This is a genomic window from Microcoleus sp. AT9b-C3, assembly GCF_036705485.1.
Taxonomy (GTDB): domain Bacteria; phylum Cyanobacteriota; class Cyanobacteriia; order Cyanobacteriales; family Microcoleaceae; genus Microcoleus.
In genome coordinates this window covers 181,847-204,042 of the sequence record NZ_JAUBUR010000002.1, presented here as the reverse complement: position 1 = coordinate 204,042, position 22,196 = coordinate 181,847, and the positions used below count along the sequence as shown (strand labels likewise).

At 46.4% G+C, this 22,196-nt stretch carries 18 protein-coding genes; 5 read left to right on the top strand and 13 right to left on the bottom strand.

Going from position 1 to position 22,196, the window contains the following annotated elements; genetic code table 11:
- Positions 1 to 4: 4 nt before the first annotated feature.
- The 7 genes from QUB77_RS02620 to QUB77_RS02590 all read right to left on the bottom strand — a co-directional run bounded on the left by QUB77_RS02620 (position 5) and on the right by QUB77_RS02590 (position 7,599).
- A complete protein-coding gene (locus tag QUB77_RS02620; RefSeq protein ID WP_333173099.1) occupies positions 5 to 1,237 on the bottom strand; it encodes a hypothetical protein in 1,233 nt (410 codons plus the stop codon).
- 171 nt (positions 1,238 to 1,408) lie between these two features.
- Complete coding sequence (locus QUB77_RS02615; protein WP_333173101.1) at positions 1,409 to 1,762, bottom strand: HNH endonuclease; 354 nt, start codon at positions 1,760 to 1,762, stop codon at positions 1,409 to 1,411.
- Positions 1,763 to 1,852: 90 nt separating this feature from the next.
- On the bottom strand, positions 1,853 to 2,476 hold the full coding sequence (locus QUB77_RS02610; protein ID WP_333173103.1) for a heme-copper oxidase subunit III: 624 nt from the start codon (positions 2,474 to 2,476) through the stop codon (positions 1,853 to 1,855).
- Between the two features lie 122 nt (positions 2,477 to 2,598).
- Entirely contained in the window at positions 2,599 to 4,404 is a 1,806-nt protein-coding gene (ctaD, locus tag QUB77_RS02605; protein WP_333173105.1) for a cytochrome c oxidase subunit I, read from the bottom strand.
- 78 nt (positions 4,405 to 4,482) lie between these two features.
- A complete protein-coding gene (locus QUB77_RS02600; protein ID WP_333173107.1) occupies positions 4,483 to 5,484 on the bottom strand; it encodes a cytochrome c oxidase subunit II in 1,002 nt (333 codons plus the stop codon).
- A gap of 221 nt (positions 5,485 to 5,705) precedes the next feature.
- The gene (locus QUB77_RS02595; RefSeq protein WP_333173130.1) at positions 5,706 to 6,464 is read right to left on the bottom strand and encodes a class I SAM-dependent methyltransferase; all 759 of its coding nucleotides are present in this window, start codon (positions 6,462 to 6,464) and stop codon (positions 5,706 to 5,708) included.
- 97 nt (positions 6,465 to 6,561) lie between these two features.
- A complete protein-coding gene (locus QUB77_RS02590) occupies positions 6,562 to 7,599 on the bottom strand; it encodes an LD-carboxypeptidase (RefSeq protein ID WP_333173109.1) in 1,038 nt (345 codons plus the stop codon).
- A gap of 186 nt (positions 7,600 to 7,785) precedes the next feature.
- On the opposite strand from QUB77_RS02590, the gene QUB77_RS02585 reads away from it, so the two are divergent.
- Both QUB77_RS02585 and QUB77_RS02580 read left to right on the top strand, forming a co-directional pair.
- Positions 7,786 to 9,219 (top strand): carotenoid oxygenase family protein, encoded by a 1,434-nt coding sequence (locus QUB77_RS02585; protein ID WP_333173111.1) that lies wholly within the window; start codon positions 7,786 to 7,788, stop codon positions 9,217 to 9,219.
- A 771-nt stretch (positions 9,220 to 9,990) separates the two neighbouring features.
- Positions 9,991 to 10,812 carry an SDR family NAD(P)-dependent oxidoreductase gene (locus QUB77_RS02580; protein WP_333173113.1) on the top strand — a complete coding sequence of 274 codons (822 nt, stop codon included), beginning with the start codon at positions 9,991 to 9,993 and terminating at the stop codon, positions 10,810 to 10,812.
- Positions 10,813 to 11,538: 726 nt separating this feature from the next.
- Here QUB77_RS02580 and QUB77_RS02575 read toward each other — a convergent pair.
- Positions 11,539 to 15,354, bottom strand: coding sequence for a tetratricopeptide repeat protein (locus QUB77_RS02575; RefSeq protein ID WP_445251888.1), 3,816 nt, complete (start codon positions 15,352 to 15,354; stop codon positions 11,539 to 11,541).
- 114 nt (positions 15,355 to 15,468) lie between these two features.
- On the opposite strand from QUB77_RS02575, the gene QUB77_RS02570 reads away from it, so the two are divergent.
- Complete coding sequence (locus tag QUB77_RS02570) at positions 15,469 to 15,732, top strand: hypothetical protein (protein ID WP_333173414.1); 264 nt, start codon at positions 15,469 to 15,471, stop codon at positions 15,730 to 15,732.
- Between the two features lie 150 nt (positions 15,733 to 15,882).
- Here the strand turns inward: QUB77_RS02570 and tsaB are convergent, their stop codons facing one another.
- The 3 genes from tsaB to QUB77_RS02555 form a co-directional block, all read right to left on the bottom strand.
- A complete protein-coding gene (gene tsaB / locus QUB77_RS02565; RefSeq protein WP_333173412.1) occupies positions 15,883 to 16,542 on the bottom strand; it encodes a tRNA (adenosine(37)-N6)-threonylcarbamoyltransferase complex dimerization subunit type 1 TsaB in 660 nt (219 codons plus the stop codon).
- A gap of 2 nt (positions 16,543 to 16,544) precedes the next feature.
- The gene (locus tag QUB77_RS02560; RefSeq protein WP_333173410.1) at positions 16,545 to 18,257 is read right to left on the bottom strand and encodes a serine/threonine-protein kinase; all 1,713 of its coding nucleotides are present in this window, start codon (positions 18,255 to 18,257) and stop codon (positions 16,545 to 16,547) included.
- Between the two features lie 257 nt (positions 18,258 to 18,514).
- Entirely contained in the window at positions 18,515 to 18,763 is a 249-nt protein-coding gene (locus QUB77_RS02555) for a Ycf34 family protein (protein WP_333055539.1), read from the bottom strand.
- A 108-nt stretch (positions 18,764 to 18,871) separates the two neighbouring features.
- Here QUB77_RS02555 and QUB77_RS02550 point away from each other — a divergent pair, with 108 nt between their 5' ends.
- Together QUB77_RS02550 and QUB77_RS02545 are read left to right on the top strand one after the other, a co-directional pair.
- Complete coding sequence (locus QUB77_RS02550; RefSeq protein ID WP_333173408.1) at positions 18,872 to 20,125, top strand: CCA tRNA nucleotidyltransferase; 1,254 nt, start codon at positions 18,872 to 18,874, stop codon at positions 20,123 to 20,125.
- A gap of 104 nt (positions 20,126 to 20,229) precedes the next feature.
- A complete protein-coding gene (locus tag QUB77_RS02545; protein WP_333173405.1) occupies positions 20,230 to 21,210 on the top strand; it encodes a site-specific DNA-methyltransferase in 981 nt (326 codons plus the stop codon).
- Positions 21,211 to 21,221: 11 nt separating this feature from the next.
- Here the strand turns inward: QUB77_RS02545 and QUB77_RS02540 are convergent, their stop codons facing one another.
- Both QUB77_RS02540 and QUB77_RS02535 read right to left on the bottom strand, forming a co-directional pair.
- The gene (locus tag QUB77_RS02540; protein WP_333173402.1) at positions 21,222 to 21,815 is read right to left on the bottom strand and encodes a restriction endonuclease; all 594 of its coding nucleotides are present in this window, start codon (positions 21,813 to 21,815) and stop codon (positions 21,222 to 21,224) included.
- A gap of 6 nt (positions 21,816 to 21,821) precedes the next feature.
- Complete coding sequence (locus tag QUB77_RS02535) at positions 21,822 to 22,181, bottom strand: DUF952 domain-containing protein (protein WP_333173400.1); 360 nt, start codon at positions 22,179 to 22,181, stop codon at positions 21,822 to 21,824.
- Positions 22,182 to 22,196 lie beyond the last annotated feature (15 nt).

The window sequence follows — 22,196 nt, the reverse complement described above, 5'->3', positions numbered from 1 at the left end:
CCCTTTAAAATTCCTCCGCAAACAACCGGCGGAGAATTTCCGTGACTTCGGCGCAAAATCTGGCGTCGAGTTCGATCGCCAAGCGATCGACACTGCTGGAACCGCCTACAGCTTTTTCTGCCCGCAAAGTCATGGCTAAGGTTCTGAGTTTTGCCGGCTTTCCCGCCGCTTTGGGCCGTTCGTCAACAAACCGCACTAAAGCCACATAAACTGTTTCTAGGGTTCCCCTGATCGAGCTCAGTCCGTAACCCAATTTTGAGATAATTACTGGGGAAGTGATAAGGCTATCCATCCCCAAAGTTTTAATTGCTACGTCCACATATCGAGCCGTGTCGTGTCCCATTGCTCTGACAATGCTTTCTAAGCTGTTCCACTGAGATGCTTTCATGCGCGCTCGCTGTTCGATGTGGAAGTGCCATCCTAACATGGAAATCAGCCTGGTCAAGTCATAAGCAGATACGGAATTTTTTTGTTTGGTGCTGTTTACTGCGGCACTTAGCAACACTTGTTTTTTGGTGAGATCGAAGATTTTGGGGTTGTTGAGATAAGGATTTTCGCCGTAATCGCCGCGAAAAATTAGGTCATTATTGCCAGTAGCGCTCTTCAGCCATTGCTCTAGTCCTATGCGAGTATCGAAGCGTTTGAACATCGCAGCTAAGGAGTTTGAACTTCCTATATTTGAGGCATAGTTAATCATGTCTTTGGCTACATCGTAAAAGTAAAAATCGTGTTTTAGCCCGTTGCCATCTCTAACAACGCAGTTGTCTATGTCGCAGTCGGGATATTTGCTATTTACTTGACTGACGATATTAAGGAGTGCGATAATTTTAGTGGCACTCCACTGCTCAGCATTGGTAAGTGCGTTTTTTCCCAGCCACTGCGCCTGAATTTTGCCGTCTACAAAAGTACCAATGCAAACGCAGGCTTCTTTGATGTCTTCGTGGAGAAAAGTTAAAGCTTGAGAGTTAATTTGAGGTAGTTCTCCCAGGCTGGGAAACGGGGTAAGTTTGAGGGGATTATTGGGTCCGGGAATAGAGCTAATTACTTTTAAGCCGTCGGGTTTTTGTTTGAGATAATCGGGATAGTTTTTAATGTGTTGTTGGTAAGAAGATTTTTCAATGCCCCGATCTAAAAAGGCTAGTTTGTTTATGTTCGCTTTGGCATCTATTTCCATTTGGAGGTAGTTTTTGTAGATGCGCGCTCGGTCTTTTGCGAGTTCGAGGGAGGTGAGGTTCATGATAATAGTTGGCAGCTTGTTACCAATAAGTAAATCACTATACTAGGATTTACGCAAACAAACCGGGTTTCTCTATAAAATTTTGGGTTAGAAAACGAAAAATTAATGAAGAAACCGGGCGGCAGACAGTAACTGCGGCCAGGACTATATATCTGAGTTCGAGCTCTGCAATCAAGCTTTTTTGCCGCGTACTTGAATACGTTTGTCGGTTTTTTGTTTCTTAATCCAAGAGAGAAATTTCTGGAGTTCAGGGTCATTTTTGAGCTTTTCCAGGGTATTGAGCTCTTGGGCGAGGTGTTTGTTCTCAAATAGAGAGTGAATCTGGCGGTGACAGGCTGAGCAAATGTCTATTGTCGGGCTGGGATCTTCGTTTTTCCGCTTGGTGTTTTGTTTGGGGATGAGGTGATGGGCGGTTAATGCTTCCATTTGTCGATCGCACAATTCGCACTGCATAATTTTCTCAATGCTGGTGGATAAGAGAATTGCTACTTTTAGTTTAGCGCGATCGGCTTTGAGGATGTGCATAAAAGTCGATCGCACTTTTCACACAATAAAAAAACCCCCAATTGGGGGTCATACAAATCTCTTGTGGCAGAGGTTGAAAAGCCTCTGGGATCACAAAATATACAGCAGCAAAAACAAAACAATCCAAATCACATCCACAAAGTGCCAGTAAATCTCAGTCGCTTCGATTCCGAAGTGGTGCTCGCTAGAATAGTGACCTTGCACGCGCGATCGCCACACCACCCCCGCCATCAGCAGCACTCCAAACGTAACGTGCAAGCCGTGAAAAGCCGTCAAAACGTAAAAGCAACTGGCATACAAATTCGTCGTCAAGCCAAACTCTAAATGAGTGTATTCGTAAACCTGACCTGCCAAGAAAACTGCGCCCATAGCAATAGTTACGAGCAACCAATTCCGCATTCCGGTGGCATCATTCTTTTTGATTGCAGTATCCGCATTGTGAATCACGAAACTGCTAGCAATCAGAATTACCGTATTGATTCCCGGCAGCAATAACTCTCGTCCCGGCGTACCTTCAGGAGGCCACACGGGGGCCATCGCCCGATAAATCAAATACGCGGCAAACATACCGAAAAATATCATGCCTTCAGCGCACAGGAACACAATTACACCTAACATTCGGTGGTCGGGATGCTCGACACCGTGCGCTTCTACTTCGCCCTCGTGGTGGTAATTTAGGGCTGTTTTTGTCGGATCGATCGCTGGAATTTGCATAAGAAATTGGTAATGAAGAAGTCAGTTGTCAGTTGGCAGTTGGCAGTTGGCATTAGTCATCAGTCATTAGTTAACAGTCAACAGTCAACAGTCAACAATGCCCAATGACTGATGACTAATAGCTATTCGCCATCTTGACTTTCATCAGCAGGAGAATCAGCATTTACCTCTGATTCAGGAGCGACCAAAGTTGCAGTACCGCCAAAGAAAGTTGAAGCTTGAGCCTCCGCAATAGGAATACCTGTTTTCTGGGCGTTGCGGGTGGCATTTTCCCTCAGCTTGAGCCTGAGACGTTCCCCTGTATTCTGAATTTTTTCCATGCCGTAATCGTAAGGCCCAGTTGCCAATACCGGCACTCCTTCAAAATTTTCGATCGGCGGCGGCGAAGTCGTCATCCATTCCAAACTCAAAGCTTGCCAAGGATTGTCACCTGCTTTCGGGCCGTACATCCAGCTCCAAATCACATTAATGATAAAGGGGATTGTAGACACTGCCAGCATATAAGCACCGACAGTACAAATGACATTAATTGTGGTAAATTTTGGGTCGTACATTGCCACCCGCCGGGGCATTCCTTGCATCCCCAAAGCGTGCATCGGCAGGAAAGTTACAGTAAAGCCAACATAAGTTAAAACAAAGTGAACTCTACCCCAAAATTCATTAATCATCCGCCCCGTCATTTTGGGGAACCAGTGGTAAAAAGCAGCGTAAATGCCAAACACTGAGCCGCCAAACAGCACGTAGTGCAGGTGAGCGACGACAAAATAAGTGTCGTGAACGTGAATGTCGAAAGGTACGGAAGCCACCATGATTCCGGTGATGCCGCCGAGCACAAATGTTGAGATAAAACCCATCCCAAATAGCATCGCGCTGACAAGCCGGAGTTTGCCTCCCCAAATAGTTGCCAACCAGCTAAATATTTTAATCCCAGTTGGTACGGCGATGATCATAGTCGTGATCATAAAAAACATCCGCAGCCAGCCGGGAGTGCCGCTGGTAAACATATGGTGCGCCCACACGATCAAGCCCAAAAAGCTGATCGCGAGACTGGAATATGCGATCGCCAAATAACCAAAAATTGGCTTGCGGGAATGCACTGGCAAAACTTCTGAAATCACCCCGAAAAAGGGCATAATCATAATGTAAACTGCCGGGTGCGAATAAAACCAGAATAAATGCTGGTAGACGATCGGATCGCCGTTGCCGGTCGGGTTAAAAAATGCCGTCCCCGCTAACAAGTCAAACGACAGCAAAATCAAAGCGGCGGCTAACACTGGAGTAGCAATCAAAGTCAGCGCTGAAGTCGCAATCATCGCCCAGCAAAACAAAGGCATTTCATTGAGACTCATGCTAGGAACGCGCATGGTAAAGATGGTAACGGCAAAATTTACCGCCCCCAAAATCGAAGAAGTTCCCAGAATCAAAACGCTGAGAATCCAAATTTCTTCTCCCGCTTGGGCAGTAACTAAGCTCAAAGGCGGATAGGAAGTCCAACCCGCCTGTGGAGCTCCTACCAAAAAACTGCTCAACAGCAGCACGCCACCTACGGGAATCATCCAAAAGGCGATCGCATTCAGTCGGGGAAATGCCATGTCTTTGGCCCCAATCATTAAGGGGATCAAAAAGTTAGCAAATCCGGCTCCGGCGGGTACGATCCACAAGAAGATCATCACCGTGGCGTGAACAGTAAATAAACTGTTGTAGAGTTCGGGGGTGACAAAATCGGCGTCGGGGGTGGCGAGTTCTGTTCGCACCAAGGTTGCCATCACGCCGCCGATTAGATAGAAAATAAATGTTGTTACCAGGTATTGAATACCGATGACTTTGTGGTCGGTATTAAAAGTGAAGTAGTCGCGCCAATGTCTATCGGCGGGCGCTGTTCCGCGAGCCTCAGTGTTTGCACTTTCTTGGAACTGTGCTTGTGTCATAGTTATTAGTCATTAGTTATTAGTCATTAGTTATTAGCCCCGGATAAAATACCCAGTGGCCAGAACTAATGACTATTTTTAGTGATGAGTTGGGTGAAGTTGTTCGAGGGCTTCGGAATTAATTTTTATTTCCCTGACGTAGGGAGCCAAAAATTCTCCGTCTGACAATTCCCCAGGATTGACTGCAACTGCTTGCTCTAAGTTTTGACTACTAGCAACTTGCTGGCTTTGCAGCCAAGTGTCGAATTCTTCGGGCGTGTGAACGACTGCTAAAGCTTTCATCGCTCCGTGATAAGCGCCGCACAATTCAGCACAAACAACCCGGTATTCGCCGGTTTTAGTTGCTGTAAATCTCAGTTCGCTCGGCCGCCCGGGAATTGCATCTTGTTTGAGGCGAAATTCCGGCAGCCAAAATGCGTGCAGCACGTCTTGGGCTGAGATATTTAGCTGTACGTCGCGGTTGGCTGGCATATGCAGTTCGCCGGAACTAACGCCGCTTTCTGGATAGCTAAAAATCCAGGCGTACTGCAAACCCATGACATTTACAACTAAATCTGCTGGTTTGTCTTCATTTTCTGGGGAAGCGCCTACGCCTAAAGCAAGGAATTTTTGAGACGGAATTTGAGGGGCGTTTTGGGGTGTATCTGAGAGTGTGGCTGCGATCGCACTTCCGCGCATTTTAGAGTGCGCTTGCATGGTGCCGTGATCGTGATTCCCCATCGGATCGAGGCCTCCCATTGAGTTGTAAATCTCAAAACTGTAGACTCCGATACCTAAAATAATCACCGCCGGCACGGCTGTCCAAAGAATTTCTAAGGGAAAGTTGTCATGCCAAGGCGGGCCGTCTGTGTTGTCTCCTTTACGGCGGCGATATCTAATTGCAGCATAGATCAGCACTCCCTGAACCATGATAAATAATCCAGTGGAAATGGTCATCATTGTATTGAAGAGTGCGTCGATCTCGGATGCTTCATCAGAGGCGGCGATCGGCAGTAAACCGTGATTCTGCCCGTACCAGAGACTGATCAGAGTCACTACGATGCCGGCGAGCATGGTGAGGATGGAACTTGGAATGTTCACGCTGGTACTTCTTAATAGCGACACTTCTTCGCTTGTAAAATGAAGGAAGCGCCTCTGGGTTATCAATTTTTAATTGTAAATGGTATTTTTAGTAAAATGTCCATCTTAAGGGTTACTTAAGGCTTAGTATGTTTGACCGATCGCCCGCGCGACTCACAAGTACGTCTTTTGTACCTTGACAAAACTGATTAAAAATGGTAAATAATCGCTCTGTTTGGCTGCTAAATTTGAGATTTTTTCTCAAACACCATCAAATGCTGCTGGGGCAACATATCTTTTGTCTCTTTCCATACTAAACCGACGGCGGCCATTTCTTTTTTCACCTGCTTCTGCGTCATTTTGTGCAAACCTTTAATGGGAATCAGCGGGTTTTCGCCGCGATACTCGATCGATACCGTGCGGCCTCCCGGTTTGAGTGCTTTCACAATTCCTTGCATCATTTCTCTAGGATATGCAAATTCGTGATAAGCATCGACCATCACAACTAAATCCACGCTATTTTCCGGCAAATTAGGATTGTCGATACTTCCCAAAACTGGCTCAACGTTAGCAATATTTTTTTCTTGTTTATTCAATTTAATAAAATCTATCATTTCCGGCTGCACGTCAACTGCCAAAACCTTTCCTTCTGGAACTAAGGGAGCGATGCGGAAGCTAAAATATCCCGTTCCCGCTCCAATGTCTGCTACAATATCGGTTGGTTTTAAATCGAGATTGTTCACTAATCTAGCTGATTTTTCTTCCATGCCGCGAGACGGTCTTTCCAGCCAACCAGCGCCTTGATATCCCATGACTTGGGCAATTTCTCGACCCATGTAAAATTTGCCGGTGCCGTCGGGATTGTGGACGGTTCGCTGCTGATAAATTGGGACGCCATTTGCGGTTTTACTTACGGCTGCACAGGCATTGAGGGGCAACAGGCAAATTATTGCTAAGATAATTGCTGCTAGGGGTTGGATGAATTGTCGGTTTTTCACGATCGTCCTAATTGTATGTTTAATTTTTTCATTACCAGGCTCTGCGCGGTAATGCAGAACCAGAGGAAGAGGCGAGCGAATATCGAGAATAGTTTAAGATTTAGCTGACAGCGGATTCTAATAATCTGATTGTACCAGAGTCAGCGTCGATTTCGACTTCTTGACCGATCGGCAAAGTGAACTGTTCCCGGATGTGTCCCACCATTGAACCGTACCACGCAGGAATCTTCAAAGGGCGAATGTGGTCGGACAATACTTGAGGTAAGGTTAGGGACTCTTGCGGTTTTTCAGCTTCGCACTTGGTACACTGTCCGAAAATAAAACCGGATATTTTATCGAGAATGCCGGCTAATTTGAGCTGAGTCAACATTCTATCGATGCGATAAACTTCTTCGCCAACTTCCTCGACAAATAAAATACTATTTTCCCACTGCGGTAAATATGCAGAACCCACCATTGCTGCTATTACTGATAAATTGCCGCCGATTAGTTTTCCCCTAGCTGTGCCCCGCCCGATTGTTTGAACTTGCACGCTTTTGGAGTTTTGCATCGTCACAGAACCTCCGTCAAACAAAACTTTTTTGACGTAATCCACTGTAAAGGGACTCCAAGTTGACGCACCTAAAGGGCCGTGAAAAGTAACTCTATTAGTTTTAGCATAAATCGCCAATAACAGCGCAGTAATATCGCTAAATCCCATAATAATTTTGGGATTGTTGCCGATAATATTGTAATCCAGGAGCGGCAAGATACGAGCACAGCCCCAGCCGCCCATCCCGGTAAAAATAGCTCGCACTGAGTCATCTGCAAAGGCTGCGTTGACATCGGCGGCGCGATCGGCATCCTTGCCTGCTAAATAGCCGTAGCGCTCGTAAAAATGCTCTCCCAATTTAACTTTTAAACCCAGCTTTTCGATAACTTTAAAAAAATCCTCTATTTCTTTTTTGTAGTTGAAAGCGGCAGGATTGATTAAAGCTATAGTATCGCCAACTTGCAGGCGGCGCGGCTTAACGATCGCACTTTTGGGAGATAAATTGGTTTGGGCGATCCTCTTCGAGGGGTTCGCTAACGGCGCAAGCTGAGTACCAATAGCAGTCAGCCCAAAAGTTGTCAGCAGAGCACGGCGGCGGAGAGTCATAGGTGTTATACCCTTGTTCGATTCAGTGAGGTACAGGTTGAGATTTTAGATTTTAGATTTTAGATTTTAGATTGGGGGATTGTTAATTCCTTGATGAATGGATCACGCGAAAACTGTTATAGATGATTTTTGCTATAATTGTAAAGGAAAATTTCTGCCATATCAGTTTAAAATTGCCAGTTTCAAATGAAAACAGACACTAAAATCTCATCTAAAAAATCTTGGGCTCAAGCTTTAGCCCGTCCGGCTGCGGAATTTCCGCTGACTCAGTTATCCGTTAAAAGCGGTAAAATTCCCGCAGGATTGCGGGGCACTCTCTACCGTAACGGGCCCGCACGTTTGCAACGCGGTGGCATGAATGCGGGACACTGGTTTGATGGCGATGGTGCAATTTTGGCAGTACATTTTACCGATGTCGGTGCTGCGGCTGTCTATCGCTACGTGGAAACAGCGGGATATCAAGCTGAGGAAAAAGCTGATAAATTTCTCTACAGTAATTATGGCATGACAGCACCGGTGCCTCTGTGGTTGCGGTGGACTAAATCTGTTAAAAATGCCGCCAATACTTCAGTTTTAGCTTTGCCCGATCGCCTTTTAGCTTTGTGGGAAGGCGGCTGGCCTCACAGCCTCGATTTGCAAACTCTGGAAACTCGCGGAACGGACGATTTAGGAAGTTTAGAGAGTGGATCTTCTTATTCCGCTCACTGCAAGCGTGACCCGATTACTGGCAATATTTTTAACTTTGGAACTACACCGGGTGCCAGTACAAAGTTGAATCTGTATAAAAGCGATCCTACAGGCAAAATTGTGCAACAAGCAACTGTTGCTTTAGATGGAATTCCCATGATCCACGATTTTGTTTTAGCTGGAAAGTATCTCATATTTTTTGTACCGCCGGTGCGACTCAAATTTTTGCCAGTGTTAGCGGGAATTAGCAGTTTCGGCGACTCTTTTGAATGGAAACCGGAGTTAGGAACCCAGATATTAGTTATTGACTCGGAAACTCTCTCTTTAGTTAGTCGCGGCCAAACCGATGCTTGGTTTCAGTGGCATTTTGCTAACGGTTTTGTCAAGGAAGATGGTTCGGTAGCGGTTGATTTTGTGCGCTTCGGTGACTTTCAAACTAATCAGCGGCTCAAAGAAGTAGCGGCGGGCGAAACTCTCACCGATGCGGAGGGTTCCCTGTGGCGGGTGCATCTCAATCCTCAAACTGGCAAAGTGACAGCAGCCGAAGAATTGCTGGATCAACCTTGCGAGTTTCCGACGGTACCTGCTTCAGAAATAGGGCAAGACTCGCGATATATTTATCTGGCAATGTATCGGCCTGACGTTGATATTGTAGCCGAACGTTACGGTGCGATCGCCCGTTTGGACACGCAAAGCCGCAATCTCACAATTGCCGACTTGGGCGAAAATCGCTATCCCGCAGAGCCCATCTACGTTCCAGATACTTCGTCGGAGAAAGGTTGGATAGTAACAGTTATTTATGACGGCAATTCTGACAGCAGCGAAGTCTGGATATTTGACAGCGACGGACTTTCCCGCGAACCTGTTTGCAAGCTAGAATTGCCCGGTGTCATACCTTTGGGCTTTCACGGCACTTGGAAATCGGCTGTCTGAGAAAATTGTAAAGAAGTGTTGCGGAAGATTTATTAAAAATTGTTGCCGCTTCTCTGTCAAATTGTTAAGGTGTGTGTAGATAGGAAATTCTCATATCTAGGAGGTGTGGAATTGATAATCTGCATTGCTCAATTATCCTGTGCCAATTCGCACGAATCCCCGGCGATTTTAAGTCGCGGTTGCACAGGATATCGTCTGCCTCTGCGGACTAAAAAAAGAGGGGTAATTAAGCCCTGGCGAATAACCAATCCCGGCGAATATTCCCGGTTCATTTATTCGCCGCTACACAGGCAAAGTCCGCCGCCACGGAGTGAAGAAAACCAATCCCGGCGAATAAATTGGCGGCTACACAGGCAAAGTCCGCCTTCGCGGACTCAAACCAATCCCGGCGAATAAATTCGCGGCTACACAGGCAAAGTCCGCCTTCGCGGACTGAAGAAAAAGCGGTAATAAAGCCCGCTTTGGCATGATTCCCGACTAGGTTTGCCCATCTCAGCTTTGTCTGCTGGAATGAGGTTAAATGACCAGATAATTGACTGATTCCTGGCAAACCCCAAGTTTAGTTCAACTCACGCGCACGTTAGCGATTCAAAAGTTTTGGGTTTTGAGTTAACCCCACAAGTAAATGAAGTCTATCGAAACAAGATAGCCTTTTCAACAATTATGAATTATGAGTTGTTACCGCCAAAACATTCAACTCATAACTAATAATTCACAACTCACAACTCATAACTCCGTGCCGCGGTGAGTATCTACCAAAAGGTTTAATCTATGCAACTTCAAGGAAAAACAGCTCTTGTTACAGGAGCTTCGCGCGGAATTGGGCGATCGATCGCCCTGGAATTAGCGAGACAAGGAGTCAAACGTTTGTTGATTGTGGCGCGCAACCGCAGGCAATTAATTGAACTGGCAGAGGAAATCGATCTTTTTGGCACAGAAGTAGTGCCGTTAGCTTTGGATTTAACTCAGTCAGTAGCGGTGAATATTGCGATCGCCCAAGCTTGGCGAGATAGCGGCCCGATTCACCTGCTAGTCAACTGTGCAGGCGTCGCGCACCAAGCATCTTTCTTGCGTTCCCCGCTGCCATTAATCGAGGAAGAAATCGCCTTAAATCTGCTCGGAACCTACACAATTACCCGCTTGATAGCTCGGCGAATGGCGACTCAAAAAGAAGGAACAATCGTCAATGTTTCGAGCTTAATGGGAAAAATTGCCGCGCCCACAATGGCGACTTATTCTGCTACCAAATTTGCCATTTTGGGATTCACCCAAGCTTTACGCAGCGAGTTAACTCAGTACAATGTTCGAGTCACAGCTTTGCTGCCATCTCTAACAGATACCGACATGGTGCGAGACTTGGAACAATTCCGGTGGGTAGTGCCCACAACTCCCGAAAAAGTTGCCCTAGCACTTGTCGCGGGATTGCACAAAGATGCACCGGAAATCTTGGTAGGATGGCAAAGTCATCTAGCAGTTTGGTGTCACCGAATTGCGCCTTGGTTGCTCGATTTTGTGTTGCGGATGGCGACTCCCGAACTTCGGGATAAATCGCGGGGCCGCAAATTGCGGGAGGCTTTAGCTAGCGGGCGATAAACCCTTTTCTGGGCGGGCTCTTCGGCCCAACCCCTACTCCCCACAAGAAAACTCATTCTTTTGTGGAACGGGCAAGATGCCCGTTCCGGGCTCTTCGGCCATTGGTGTCAACTTAAGCTGTCAGCCCGCCCACCCGTTAGTCCGCCAGTCCGCCAGGGAATGAATTCCCTGTCTAATAGCTAAAGTCCTCTGAAGAGGACTGGGAAAAAGAATTTTGACGTTGCTGATTCTGGCGTAGGAATCAACTTTTTGCTTGATGTTACAAAACTCACCCTAGTGGTCTTATCGCAATTGGAAAATATGAATTCCTACCTGTATTCAGCAACGCCCAGCAACGCCGAATTTTTAAACTCATGAGTCCTCTTGCAAAAATAATTAGGAGGGGCAAGATGTCCCTCCCACAAAAAAAATAACTCTTGTGGGAGGGGCATCTTGCCCGTCCCATCAATTGATGAAAAGGATTTTTGCAAGAGCTCTATTAGTCCTCTTCAGAGGACTTTAGCTATTAGACAGGGAATTCATTCCCTATCGGACTATCGGACTATCGGACTATCGGACTATCGGACTATCGGACTGTCGGACTATCGGACTATCGGACTGTCGGACTGTCGGACTATCGGACTGTCGGACTGTCGGACTACCAATTTAAATTTAAGTTGACACCAATGGGCATTGCCTTGTCCCTAGAAGGGCTATGTACTTACTTACCAGCAAAAGTGCTGTATATCATTTCCACTCCCCTTGCAACGTAAAAGCAGCCCAATAATAGGGAGATTTCCATTTTTCCTGCTGCATCATTTCCATCTGCGCCGCCCTCAAAGCTGCCGCAGGTGCTAACTTTTGTTCCTGCATTTTTTGATAAAACTTTTGCATTAACACAGCAGTTCCTTCATCATCCACACTCCACAAACTCACCGCCACCCGCTGCGCCCCCGCATACATAAAACCCCTAGTCAATCCCACCATTCCTTCGCCTTTAACATTCTGTCCCATTCCCGTCTGACAAGCACTTAAAACCACTAAATTTGCCGCCAGTTTCAAGTTAAAAATATCCGTGAGGCGCAAAAAACCATTGACAAGATTGCCTTTGTTATCTACCGTAGACATCACAATTCCTGACAGTTCGGGATTTTTGCTGTTGGCCATGCCGTGGGTGGCGAAGTGAACAATTTGATAATTGGCTAAACTGCCATCGGTAGCAGTAGTGCGATTGGCATCAAAATCAATCTTTTGACGGATAGAAGCTGAAGGGAATAAGCTGGATATTGTTTGGGCTTCTTGGCGGCTAAATGGTAGACGTTCTGGCGGCCATCCCCGATTAGAAGCACGAAGTGATCGATTTAAACCGAGGTTGTTTGCTTCTAATTTTTCTGTTGTTGCTTGGGTAACTTGTCCTTTAACTCTTTCATCTTCAGGACTGAAAACAGGGTCTGCTAAAATTGCTAAAGTTTGGCCCGGCGGTTTTCTATCTCCGTAATTTTGCCGTAAAATGGCGAGACTTGAGGCGGAAGGCAGGGTAATAATTTCATGTGAGGCAATTAAGGGGACATTGGTATTTTGTCCGGCGATTGGGGAAATAATTAACGCGGGAAAAGGGGTATAGTGCAGCACGCCGTCGGGAATAATTAATAAGCGTTTGTTTCCTAATTGGGCTGCGGCGGGCTGTAAAATTAATTTGCCCAGATTGGCACTCGCTTCGGCAACTTGTTGGGGAATATCTCTTTGGATTGGGCTAGTCGCTGCGTCTCGGAAATTGCGGGCTGCTGTTTCAATGTCAACCTGTTTTGGTAATTCATAGCTAGTTAGTCCTGTTGATGTCACAACCCACAAATAACTGCGGTCTGGGCCGAGGGAATACTGCAATAAAATCGTGTTTTCATCGAGAATCTGTTTCTGAATTTCTGGCAGCTTTAAAGGTTGGGGTTGGGTGAGGGCAGCGTAGCGGGGGCTGGCGGTACGAATCTTGGTTTGAAGTTGCTGATATTGTTCCAAAAGTGCGAGGCGCTGTTTGTCGATTTCAGCGATTTTAGTTTGATTGGGGTTGGGGCTGCTGATTGTTTCGATGCGCTGCTTTTCAATGGCATCGAGTTGCTGTTGCAAGCTCTTTTCTTGTTGCAGTAAATCGGGGTCAATACCTTCGCGAATGTTGGCGTTACTTTCAAAGAGAAGTTCGAGGAGGCTGCGGGCGCGGGAACGTTCGCTGGCTTCTAAGGCTTTTGTATCATAACCGGATTTAGGATGAGTTTTGTGCAGTTGCATTAACAAATCGATGTAGAATTCGTAGTAGTTTTGTACTGTGGCAAAGTATGAGCTGCGGAGTTCTGGGCTGGCTATTTTGGTGCGGAGGTTTTCGATGATTTTGAGAGAGGATTCAATGTCGTTGAGGGCTTCGGTAAGATTGTTTTGGTCGCGTTTGGCATAGGCAATACCAGAGAGGGTAGCAGCTTCTCCACTGCGATCGCCTACTGCCCGACTCAGGGGAAGCGACTGGCTGTAATACTCTCTTGCTTTCTGTTTTTCTCCCAATTGTGAGTAGACACCGCCGATGTTGTTGAGAATCATAGCTTCCCCGCGGCGATCGCCTACTGCCCGAAATAGCGGCAGAGATTGACTGTAATACTCTAGCGCTTTTTGTTTTTCTCCCAAATCTGAGTAGACAGCGCCGATGTTGTTGAGGGTCATAGCTTCTCCACTGCGATCGCCTACTGCTCGAAATAGCGGCAGAGACTGGCTGTAATACTCTAGCGCTTTCTGTTTTTCTCCCAAATCTGAGTAGACTAAGCCGATGTTGTTGAGGGTGGTAGCTTCCCGGCCACGATCGCTGACTGCCCGACTCAGGGGAAGCGACTGGCTGTAATACTCTAGCGCTTTCTGTTTTTCTCCCAAATCTGAGTAGACTAAGCCGATGTTGTTGAGGGTGCCCGCTTCCCCAATGCGATCGCCTACTGCTCGAGACAGGGGAAGGGATTGGCTGTAATACTCTAGCGCTTTCTGTTTTTCTCCCAATTTTGAGTAGACAACGCCGATGTTGTTGAGGGTGGTAGCTTCCCGGCCACGATCGCCGGTTGCCCGACTCAGGGGAAGCGACTGGCTGTAATACTCTAGCGCCTTCTGTTTTTCTCCCAAATCATCGTAGACTTGGCCAATGCTGTTGAGGATGCGAGCTTCCCCACGGCGATCGCCGGTTGCCCGACTCAGGGGAAGCGACTGGCTGTAATACTCTAGCGCTTTCTGTTTTTCTCCCAAATCTGAGTAGACACCGCCGATGCCGATGAGGGTGACAGCTTCAAGGGAGCGAGCGCCTACTGCCCGCAATAGGGGAAGCGACTGGCTGTAATACTCTAGCGCCTTCTGTTTTTCTCCCAAATCTGAGTAGACATTGCCGATATTGGTGAGGGTGAGAGCTTCCCCGCCACGATCGCCGGTTGCCCGACTCAGGGGAAGCGACTGGCTGTAATACTCTAGCGCCTTCTGTTTTTCTCCCAAATCTGAGTAGACACTGCCGATGTTGTTGAGGGTGAGAGCTTCCCCGCGGCGATGGCCTACTGCCCGACTCAGGGGAAGCGACTGGCTGTAATACTCTAGCGCCTTCTGTTTTTCTCCCAAATCTGAGTAGACTAAGCCGATGTTGTTGAGGGTGGTAGCTTCTTTGGCGCGATCGCCCACTGCCCGACTAAGGGGAAGCGACTGCCTGTAATACTCTAGCGCCTTCTGTTTTTCTCCCAAATCATTGTAGACACTGCCGATATTGTTGAGGATGCTAGCTTCAAGGGATCGATCGCCTACGGCCTGACTCAGGGGAAGCGACTGGCTGTAATACTCTAGCGCCTTCTGTTTTTCTCCCAAACCATCGTAGACAGCGCCGATGTTGCTGAGGGTGGTAGCTTCCCCACGACGATCGCCGGTTGCCCGTCTCAGGGGAAGCGACTGGCTGTAATACTCTAGCGCTTTCTGTTTTTCTCCCAAATCTGAGTAGACATTGCCGATGTTGCTGAGGGTGGCAGCTTCTCCTGAGCGATCGCCTACTGCCCGTCTCAGGGGAAGCGACTGGCTGTAATACTCTAGCGCCTTCTGTTTTTCTCCCAAATCTGAGTAGACTAAGCCGATGTTGTTGAGGGTGGTAGCTTCCCCGCCGCGATCGCCTGTTGCTCGAAAAAGGGGAAGGGACTGGCTGTAATACTCTAGCGCTTTCTGTTGTTCTCCCAATTCTGAGTAAATACCGCCGAGCCAGGTGAGGGTGTTGGCTTCCCCAGAGCGATCGCCTACTGCCCGAAACAGTTTTAATGCTTCTTCAAATTTAGTGATCGCACTTCTTTTTGCTTGGGCCGTTCCTTGATTGTAGAGTTGTGCTCCTTCTTGGAAAGCTTTTTGGGCAGCCTCGCTACTGTTAGTTTGTGCTGTTTGTACGACCTTACCAACGGGCACGGCTGCTGCAACTGGCTGACTTAGCTGAACCGAAAGTGCGATCGACATACCAGCCAAAAACCATTGAGTGCGATCGAACATAGCCACCCCTTTTGTATTTTTGTCAATCTTACTCACTAGCTCGCTTAGTGTAAAGTCAGGAAGAAGTAAGGGCGATCGGCATTTTTGCTAGAGTGAACGAGTAGTGCGATTTCCTGCGCGATAGCTACGCCGCGCGTACTTTTTCCCAGCATGAACAACATCCTAACTACCCCCGAGCCCGTAACAACCCACTGGGATTGCCCCGAATGCGGCGGCACCGGTACCCTCAGCCCAGAAATTTGCCCTGTTTGTCTCGGAGCAAAATACATCGATCTCGCTACAATAACGAACTGGATGCTCGATTTTATGGAATCTCGCGGCTGCGATCGAGCTGAGATCGATCGATTGCGAACCGAAAGCCCAGACCCCCTAACATTAACTTTTTGCCTCGAACTTTGTATCGCCCTGAAATAAACAACGATATCAAGTCTGCTTAATTGCTTATAAATCATTTACGGGCATCGGGCATCGGGCATGGTCGGAAAAAAAACGCACTCTACAAGTTGATTTAACTGAAACGAAATAATGCCCAATGCCCTATTCCCAATGCCCTATTCCCTAGATTCAGTGTCCCTTAACCGGATGTTGCCCGTAAAAAGGCAAAGCATCCGACCAATCAGGACGACTTCCCATTTGCCACTCCAAATAAGCCAATTCCAACACATTAGAAACCGACCAACCCAACTCGCTACCAACTTCAATTAACTGATAAGAATTCCCCCAGTTATCCAACTTTTCCTGCCAAGATTCAGGAGTCATCACCGTATCGGTAAACAATTCAGTTAAACCCGAATCTTTGTTAACTGAATAAACCGCCCCAAACAATTGACCCCGCTGTGCAGGCATTTGCAGCGCCATATCCTGATTTGAGATAGATTTTTTACTGCTACTGCAAGCGACAGCCGCCAAAGTTGAAACCGCAAAAACCGGAATATCCAACTGTTGAGCCAAAGTCCGCGCCGTCACCATACCCATGCGAGTCCCCGTGAAACCTCCGGGCCCCTTCGCCACCGCAATAAAAGCCAAATCCGCCCAAGTTTGCGGCCCAATAAACTCGACCAAATACTGATGCAAATGAGTGGCTAAATCGCGATCCAAATTCCAAGTTTGGCAGCGAGAATCCCCGGCAAAATTGCTGATAGCTAAACCGAGTTCGCGACTAGCTGTGTGCAGGGCTAAGCCGTATTTTTTAACAGATGTTCCGTCTTGGGGATTGCTATTCACGATTACTGATAATTTTCCTTAACAAAAAACAGAGGCAAAGCCACAACTAAGCAACCCAAAAGAATGCCAAATATTCCCGTATTTAAAATCCTGGAATTCCCCATGCCACCAGTCATCAAAAACAGCACTACTAAACTTGCAAATAAATTTTTATTGGCAAATTCTTTGTTTTGGGAAACTTGATGCTTGACCGTCATAAAACCAGACGTAACTATTAGCGCAAACCAAGAATTAAAAATGACTATTTGAGAGCCAAAGATAAACCAAACTAAGCCAAACATTAGCGCATCTATCCAAAAATCCTGAGTTTTCAACTTCGGCAGCCAAAATTCTTGGGTAGTAACAGGGGCGATTTTCTTGAGTAATTGATTGTGTTGCAGCCGCACGAGTTTGTTTCTCAATTTAATCTTGGGATCGATTTGCAATATTTGCTTCCACTCGGGGCGGCGAGAATTGTTGACTCTTCCCAACAGCTTCACGGCTGCGACTTTATTTAACTGCAAATCGGTGAGTCTGGTGGCAATTATTTGAGATAAGTGCGGATAGTAAACGGGGTTGTCTTCGGTTCTGTTGATGACGATATTGAGCTGTTGCTTGGCTTGACTGACTTGGATTGTAACATTGTACGGGGCGAGATCCTCTTGCAAAGCTTGCTGAATTTCGGCTTGCTGTTGGCGAGTGAAAAGCGACACACCGGGCGCAGGTGTAAGCACCCGTTCTGCGGGCGTTTCCGGCGCGTCTAGCACAGGCTCTGCGTCTAAATAAACCGGTTTGGGGTTCAAGTGCCGGATGACTGCTGATGCTGAACTGTAGCGCCGATTGGTGGCACTTTGAAGCATGGTGTCGAGGATGCGGCCGAAATCGTCGCTAACAGCGGTTTTCAAATAATTTCGCCAAGCCCAAGAATCCTCTGTACTGTCGAACAAATCGAAGGGAGGAATTTCTGTCAGCAAGTGAATGCAGGTAACGCCCAAACTGTAGATATCGCTGGCAAAAACAGCTTTCCCCATCAATTGTTCTGGGGCTGTATAAGCAGCACTGCCGATGATTGTACCAGTTGGCTGCAAGCCGTTTGCTGTTACTTTCTTAGCTGCACCAAAGTCTACTAAAACAATATCTTTTTGGAAAGGAGAGGGTTGATAGGAATTTTCTAAGGCGGGTAAAGGAGTTGGAGATAGCCGGCGGCGAATGATATTTTCTGGTTTGATATCGCGGTGAATGACTTTGGATTTGTGGACGAAGTGGAGCACTGGCAATAAATCGTTGAGAATTTGCCGAATTTGAGTTTCGGTGAATGCTCCTTTTTGTTCTAATTCTCTGGCTAGGTTTTTGCCGTCTATAAATTCTTGTACTAAATACTGTCTCCCGTCTTGTTCAAAATGCGCGATTAATTCTGGAATCTGGGGATGTTTTCCCAAGGTTTCTAGCTGGGCTGCTTCTTGGTGAAATAGTTGAGCGGCTTTTTCGGCTGCGGTATTTTGCTGCAAAAATTGCTTGATTACGCACTGCGAAAAAATCAGGGGTTTGGTTTCATCAACTGCTAGAAATGTTCGGCCAAAGCCTCCTTGCCCGATCGGCTTTATGGTTCGGTAGCGAGATGCTGATGGCGTTTCTGCGTCAAGAGTTAACAACAATTTTGACCCGCAACTTTGGCACAATTCTGCATCACCTGGGTTTTGCGGATTGCGACAAGTTGGGTTTAAGCAATAGCTCATTGGATTTTAGATTTTAGATTTTAGATTTTAGATTTTAGATTGGGAATGGGGAATGGGGAATGGGGGATTGGGCATCGGGCATCGGCCAAATAGGGCATCGGGCATCGGGAATTGAAAATTGGGAATTGAATATTGGAAATGGGAAATTTAAACTTGGGTAAAAAGAAGAAACAAGAAAAAGAGAGCGTTTTATTTTTTTCCTTCTTCCTTCTTCCTTCTTCCTTCTTCCCTCTTCCTTCTTCCTTCTTCCTTCTTCCTTAAGTCGGGACGAGTTCGCCTGGCCGCAATGAGGCCCATTTGCCGGTCTCTTGCTTGAAACTCTGACAGCCGACTACATCCCATTCCATTTCAATTTCGTCTTGGCGGGGGCGGATGTTGACGTTGATGGTGGGTTCTACGGGGTCGAAATCGGGTGTTTCGGTGAGGTGAAGCTGTTCGTGCTGTTCTTCTACGGCGTGGTAGGTGAAGCAGCGGTCTACATAGTGGCAGTTAATACAAATACACATTCTTGATATCCTCTGTGCATTTCAAAAAGATTGGTGAAATTTGAGCTTTCTGTTAATCTAGCGTAGCAAGAGTTTAATTGTTTGTAAGGAAAGTAGATTTTTGTTGCAATGCCGATTAATTTGCCCTCTTTATTATCTCCTGATACTTGGCCGTTTGATTTGAAACTGCTGACACCGCCTGCTTATCTGGTGGGCGGTGCGGTACGGGATGCGTTGCTGGGGAGGCGATCGCACTATTTTGATTTGGATTTTGTCATGCTAACACGGGCCGTGAAGACTGCTCGAAAAATTGCCGATCGCACGAAAGGTGGATTTGTCTTGTTGGATGCGGAACGCCAAATTGCGCGGGTGGTGTTTGCGGGCGGTACGGTGGATTTGGCGCAAGCGGAAGGGGGGAGTCTGGAGGGGGATTTGCTGCGCCGAGATTTTCGGATAAATGCGATCGCCTACAATCCTTTTACAAGAGAAATCATCGATCCTTTGGACGGTCAAACTGATTTGCGGTTGGGTTTGCTGCGGATGGTTTCGCGGTCAAATTTGGAGGACGATCCGCTGAGGTTATTAAGAGCTTACCGCCAAGCGGCGCAGTTAGGTTTTGCGATCGAACCTGAAACTCAATCGGCCATTCGGGAATTAGCGCCGCTGTTGAGTCGGGTAGCGGTGGAACGGGTGCGGACGGAATTGGGTTATTTGTTGAGCAATCCTGACGGTGTTCCTTGGATTTGTCGCGGTTGCGAAGACGGTTTGTTTTCGATTTGGTTTGAAAGTGCGATCGACCGTTTTAATATTTTGACAAAAATTGATGCGTCTGCTGACAAATTAGCGGCAATTTATCCAGATTTTGGGAGAGAATTTTCGCGATCGATTCGAGATACGATTAAAACGCCGTTGTTGGCGGTTGGGAAGTTGGCTATTCTGGCAGATTCCGACCCGACAATTGCTGAAACCCAGTTGCAGCAGTTGAAGTACAGCAATGCGGAGATTAAAAGTGCGATCGGGCTTTTGAAATACTTGCCACAATTGCAAGCCAAACCCATCGCGGAAATGTCTTTGCGAGAACAGTATTTTTTGTTTCGGGATGTGGGAATAGTATTTCCCGTTTTAGCGGTTTTGGCAGTGGCGGCGGGAGTTGCGGTTGAGGATATTTCACTGTTAATTAATCGCTATCTGGATGCTGATGATATTATTGCTCATCCCACACCATTAGTTAGCGGCAATGATTTAATGGAATATTTAAAATTGCCGAGAAGTCCGCGCATCGGTCAAGTGTTAATGGAGATTCAATTAGCGCGGGTGGAGGGGAGAATTGCGACTCGCGAAGATGCGCTGAAATTGGCGGCAGAGTTGGTTGATGTTCATTGATATTTTGCAACTATCGCAACAGTGCGATCGCTCAAATATTTTCTTGACAATCGTCGCTACAATTACTATTATTGAAGTGATGCTTGTCAAATAAAAATTATTAAATGCAACCTTTGAGTCTGATATCACCTGTGATTTCCGCCGAACGGGGATTGCGAGAGGTTTATCAAAGCAAATACGGCATTCTCTACCAAGAAGACTGTCTCAAGTTTTTAGGTGCTATTCCCGATTCCTGTGCAGATATTGTCTTTGCTGATCCGCCATTTAATCTCGGCAAAGATTACGGTAACGGTACGAGCGATATGCTGAATTCCAGCGATTATCTTGGTTGGTCGAAACAGTGGCTTAAAGAAAGTATTCGAGTGCTTAAACCGGGCGGAAGTCTATTTATTTTTAACTTACCTAAATGGTGCATTGAGTACGGTGCATATTTAAACCAAGAGGGAATGAACTTTCGTCACTGGATAGCTTGTAGAATGCCTAAAGCCTTTCCTCGCGGCAAAAAAATGTCTCCCGCACACTACGGATTGCTTTACTACACAAAAGGCGAACCAGCAGTTTTCAATAAAGTTTATACGCCGATTCAAGTCTGCCGGCATTGCGGAGGAGAGATTAAAGATTACGGCGGACACCGCAAAAAATTAAATCCTCAAGGTATTAACTTAATGGATGTTTGGGATGCTCCCGAAGATGTCTGGGAAAATGCTTCTGAAGATATTCGAGAAGAAAATCTGTGGAATTTAATTGAGGAAATGTGGACAGATATTCCGCCAGTAAGACACCGACAGCACAAGAAAAGGGGAGCCAACGAATTAGCTCCCATCATGCTGGAACGTATCATTGCTATGGCATCGAATCCGGGACAAGTTGTAATCGATCCTTTTGGAGGTTCGGGCACTACATTTTATGCAGCAGAGAAGTTGGGTAGGTATTGGCTGGGTACAGAAATCGGCGATATTGAACCAGCAGTGAAGCGGTTACAAGACTTGGCAAATGGAAAAGTTGAAAACTGGGAATCAGCCAGGGGAAAGACCAAAAATAAAGTTAAACAAAACGAGTCAATCCAACTAGAATTGTTTTCTTGACAACTAACATTTTATATTAAAGCGCGACCATCTGTGCCTTTAGTAATTGTAGGTACGCTGCTATCCAGGGCATCATGTTCAATAACAAATATGGCTAAAAAACCTTCTTGTATGTTAACAGCACGCCAGACATCAAAGTAAGGCTCTAGTTCCTCATAATTGCCAATTCTATCAGTCAAATAAGGATACAGTTTACGGCTGGGCAGAACTAATGCCGTCCCCAAAAAAATTCCTCGTAAAATACCGAGAACCAGCTTATTAACAGCACGGTGACTTGATGAGATATTTCCTGTTTCCCATTCAAAGGCAAATAAATGATTGTCTAAGATTTTGGTAGCATCTACTCGTCCAGGCGCTCTAGTTGCAAATCTGATTTTAGTTTCAAGCTGCCATCCAAAATTGTCGTGAAGAGCAGCCATACAAGCATTTTTGATAGGTTTGACACCGTTTCCGTGCCTGGTGGGATTGATCGTAAAGTTTGATGCACCTACAGGCCAGGCGATCGCATCAATAGCAATCCGTATTTCATTTTTAATAACTCCCCATTCTTGTGACTCCTCAAAGTTACCGCGACTAATAAGTGATACTTCTTGAACTATCTTCACAGCGTACTAAGCCTGGTCATTTATACTTGCTGTTAGTTCTTCTGGTAATTCAAATTTGCCATCGACACCCGGTTCAAATTCAACAACTTTCAACACAGCATCAACATTCAGCGGCCCGTAAATGTGCGGGTAATTCTCACCGGCAGCATATTCATACTTAAGTTCAGCTTGCACTTTGTCCGAGTCAATCCAAAGCAGCAGCAATCCTGTTTGTCCCACAAAAAATTTATTAGCAGATCTAAGAACTTGTGTCAGAGTCGAACAGTGGATAAATCCTTCAGTATCTAGCGTATCGCCGCGATAGGATTGAACTTGTTTTGCTTCTTCCCACTGTTGGCTGCGGGTGATGTGAAAAATAATGCTCATAATTGAATAAATTCT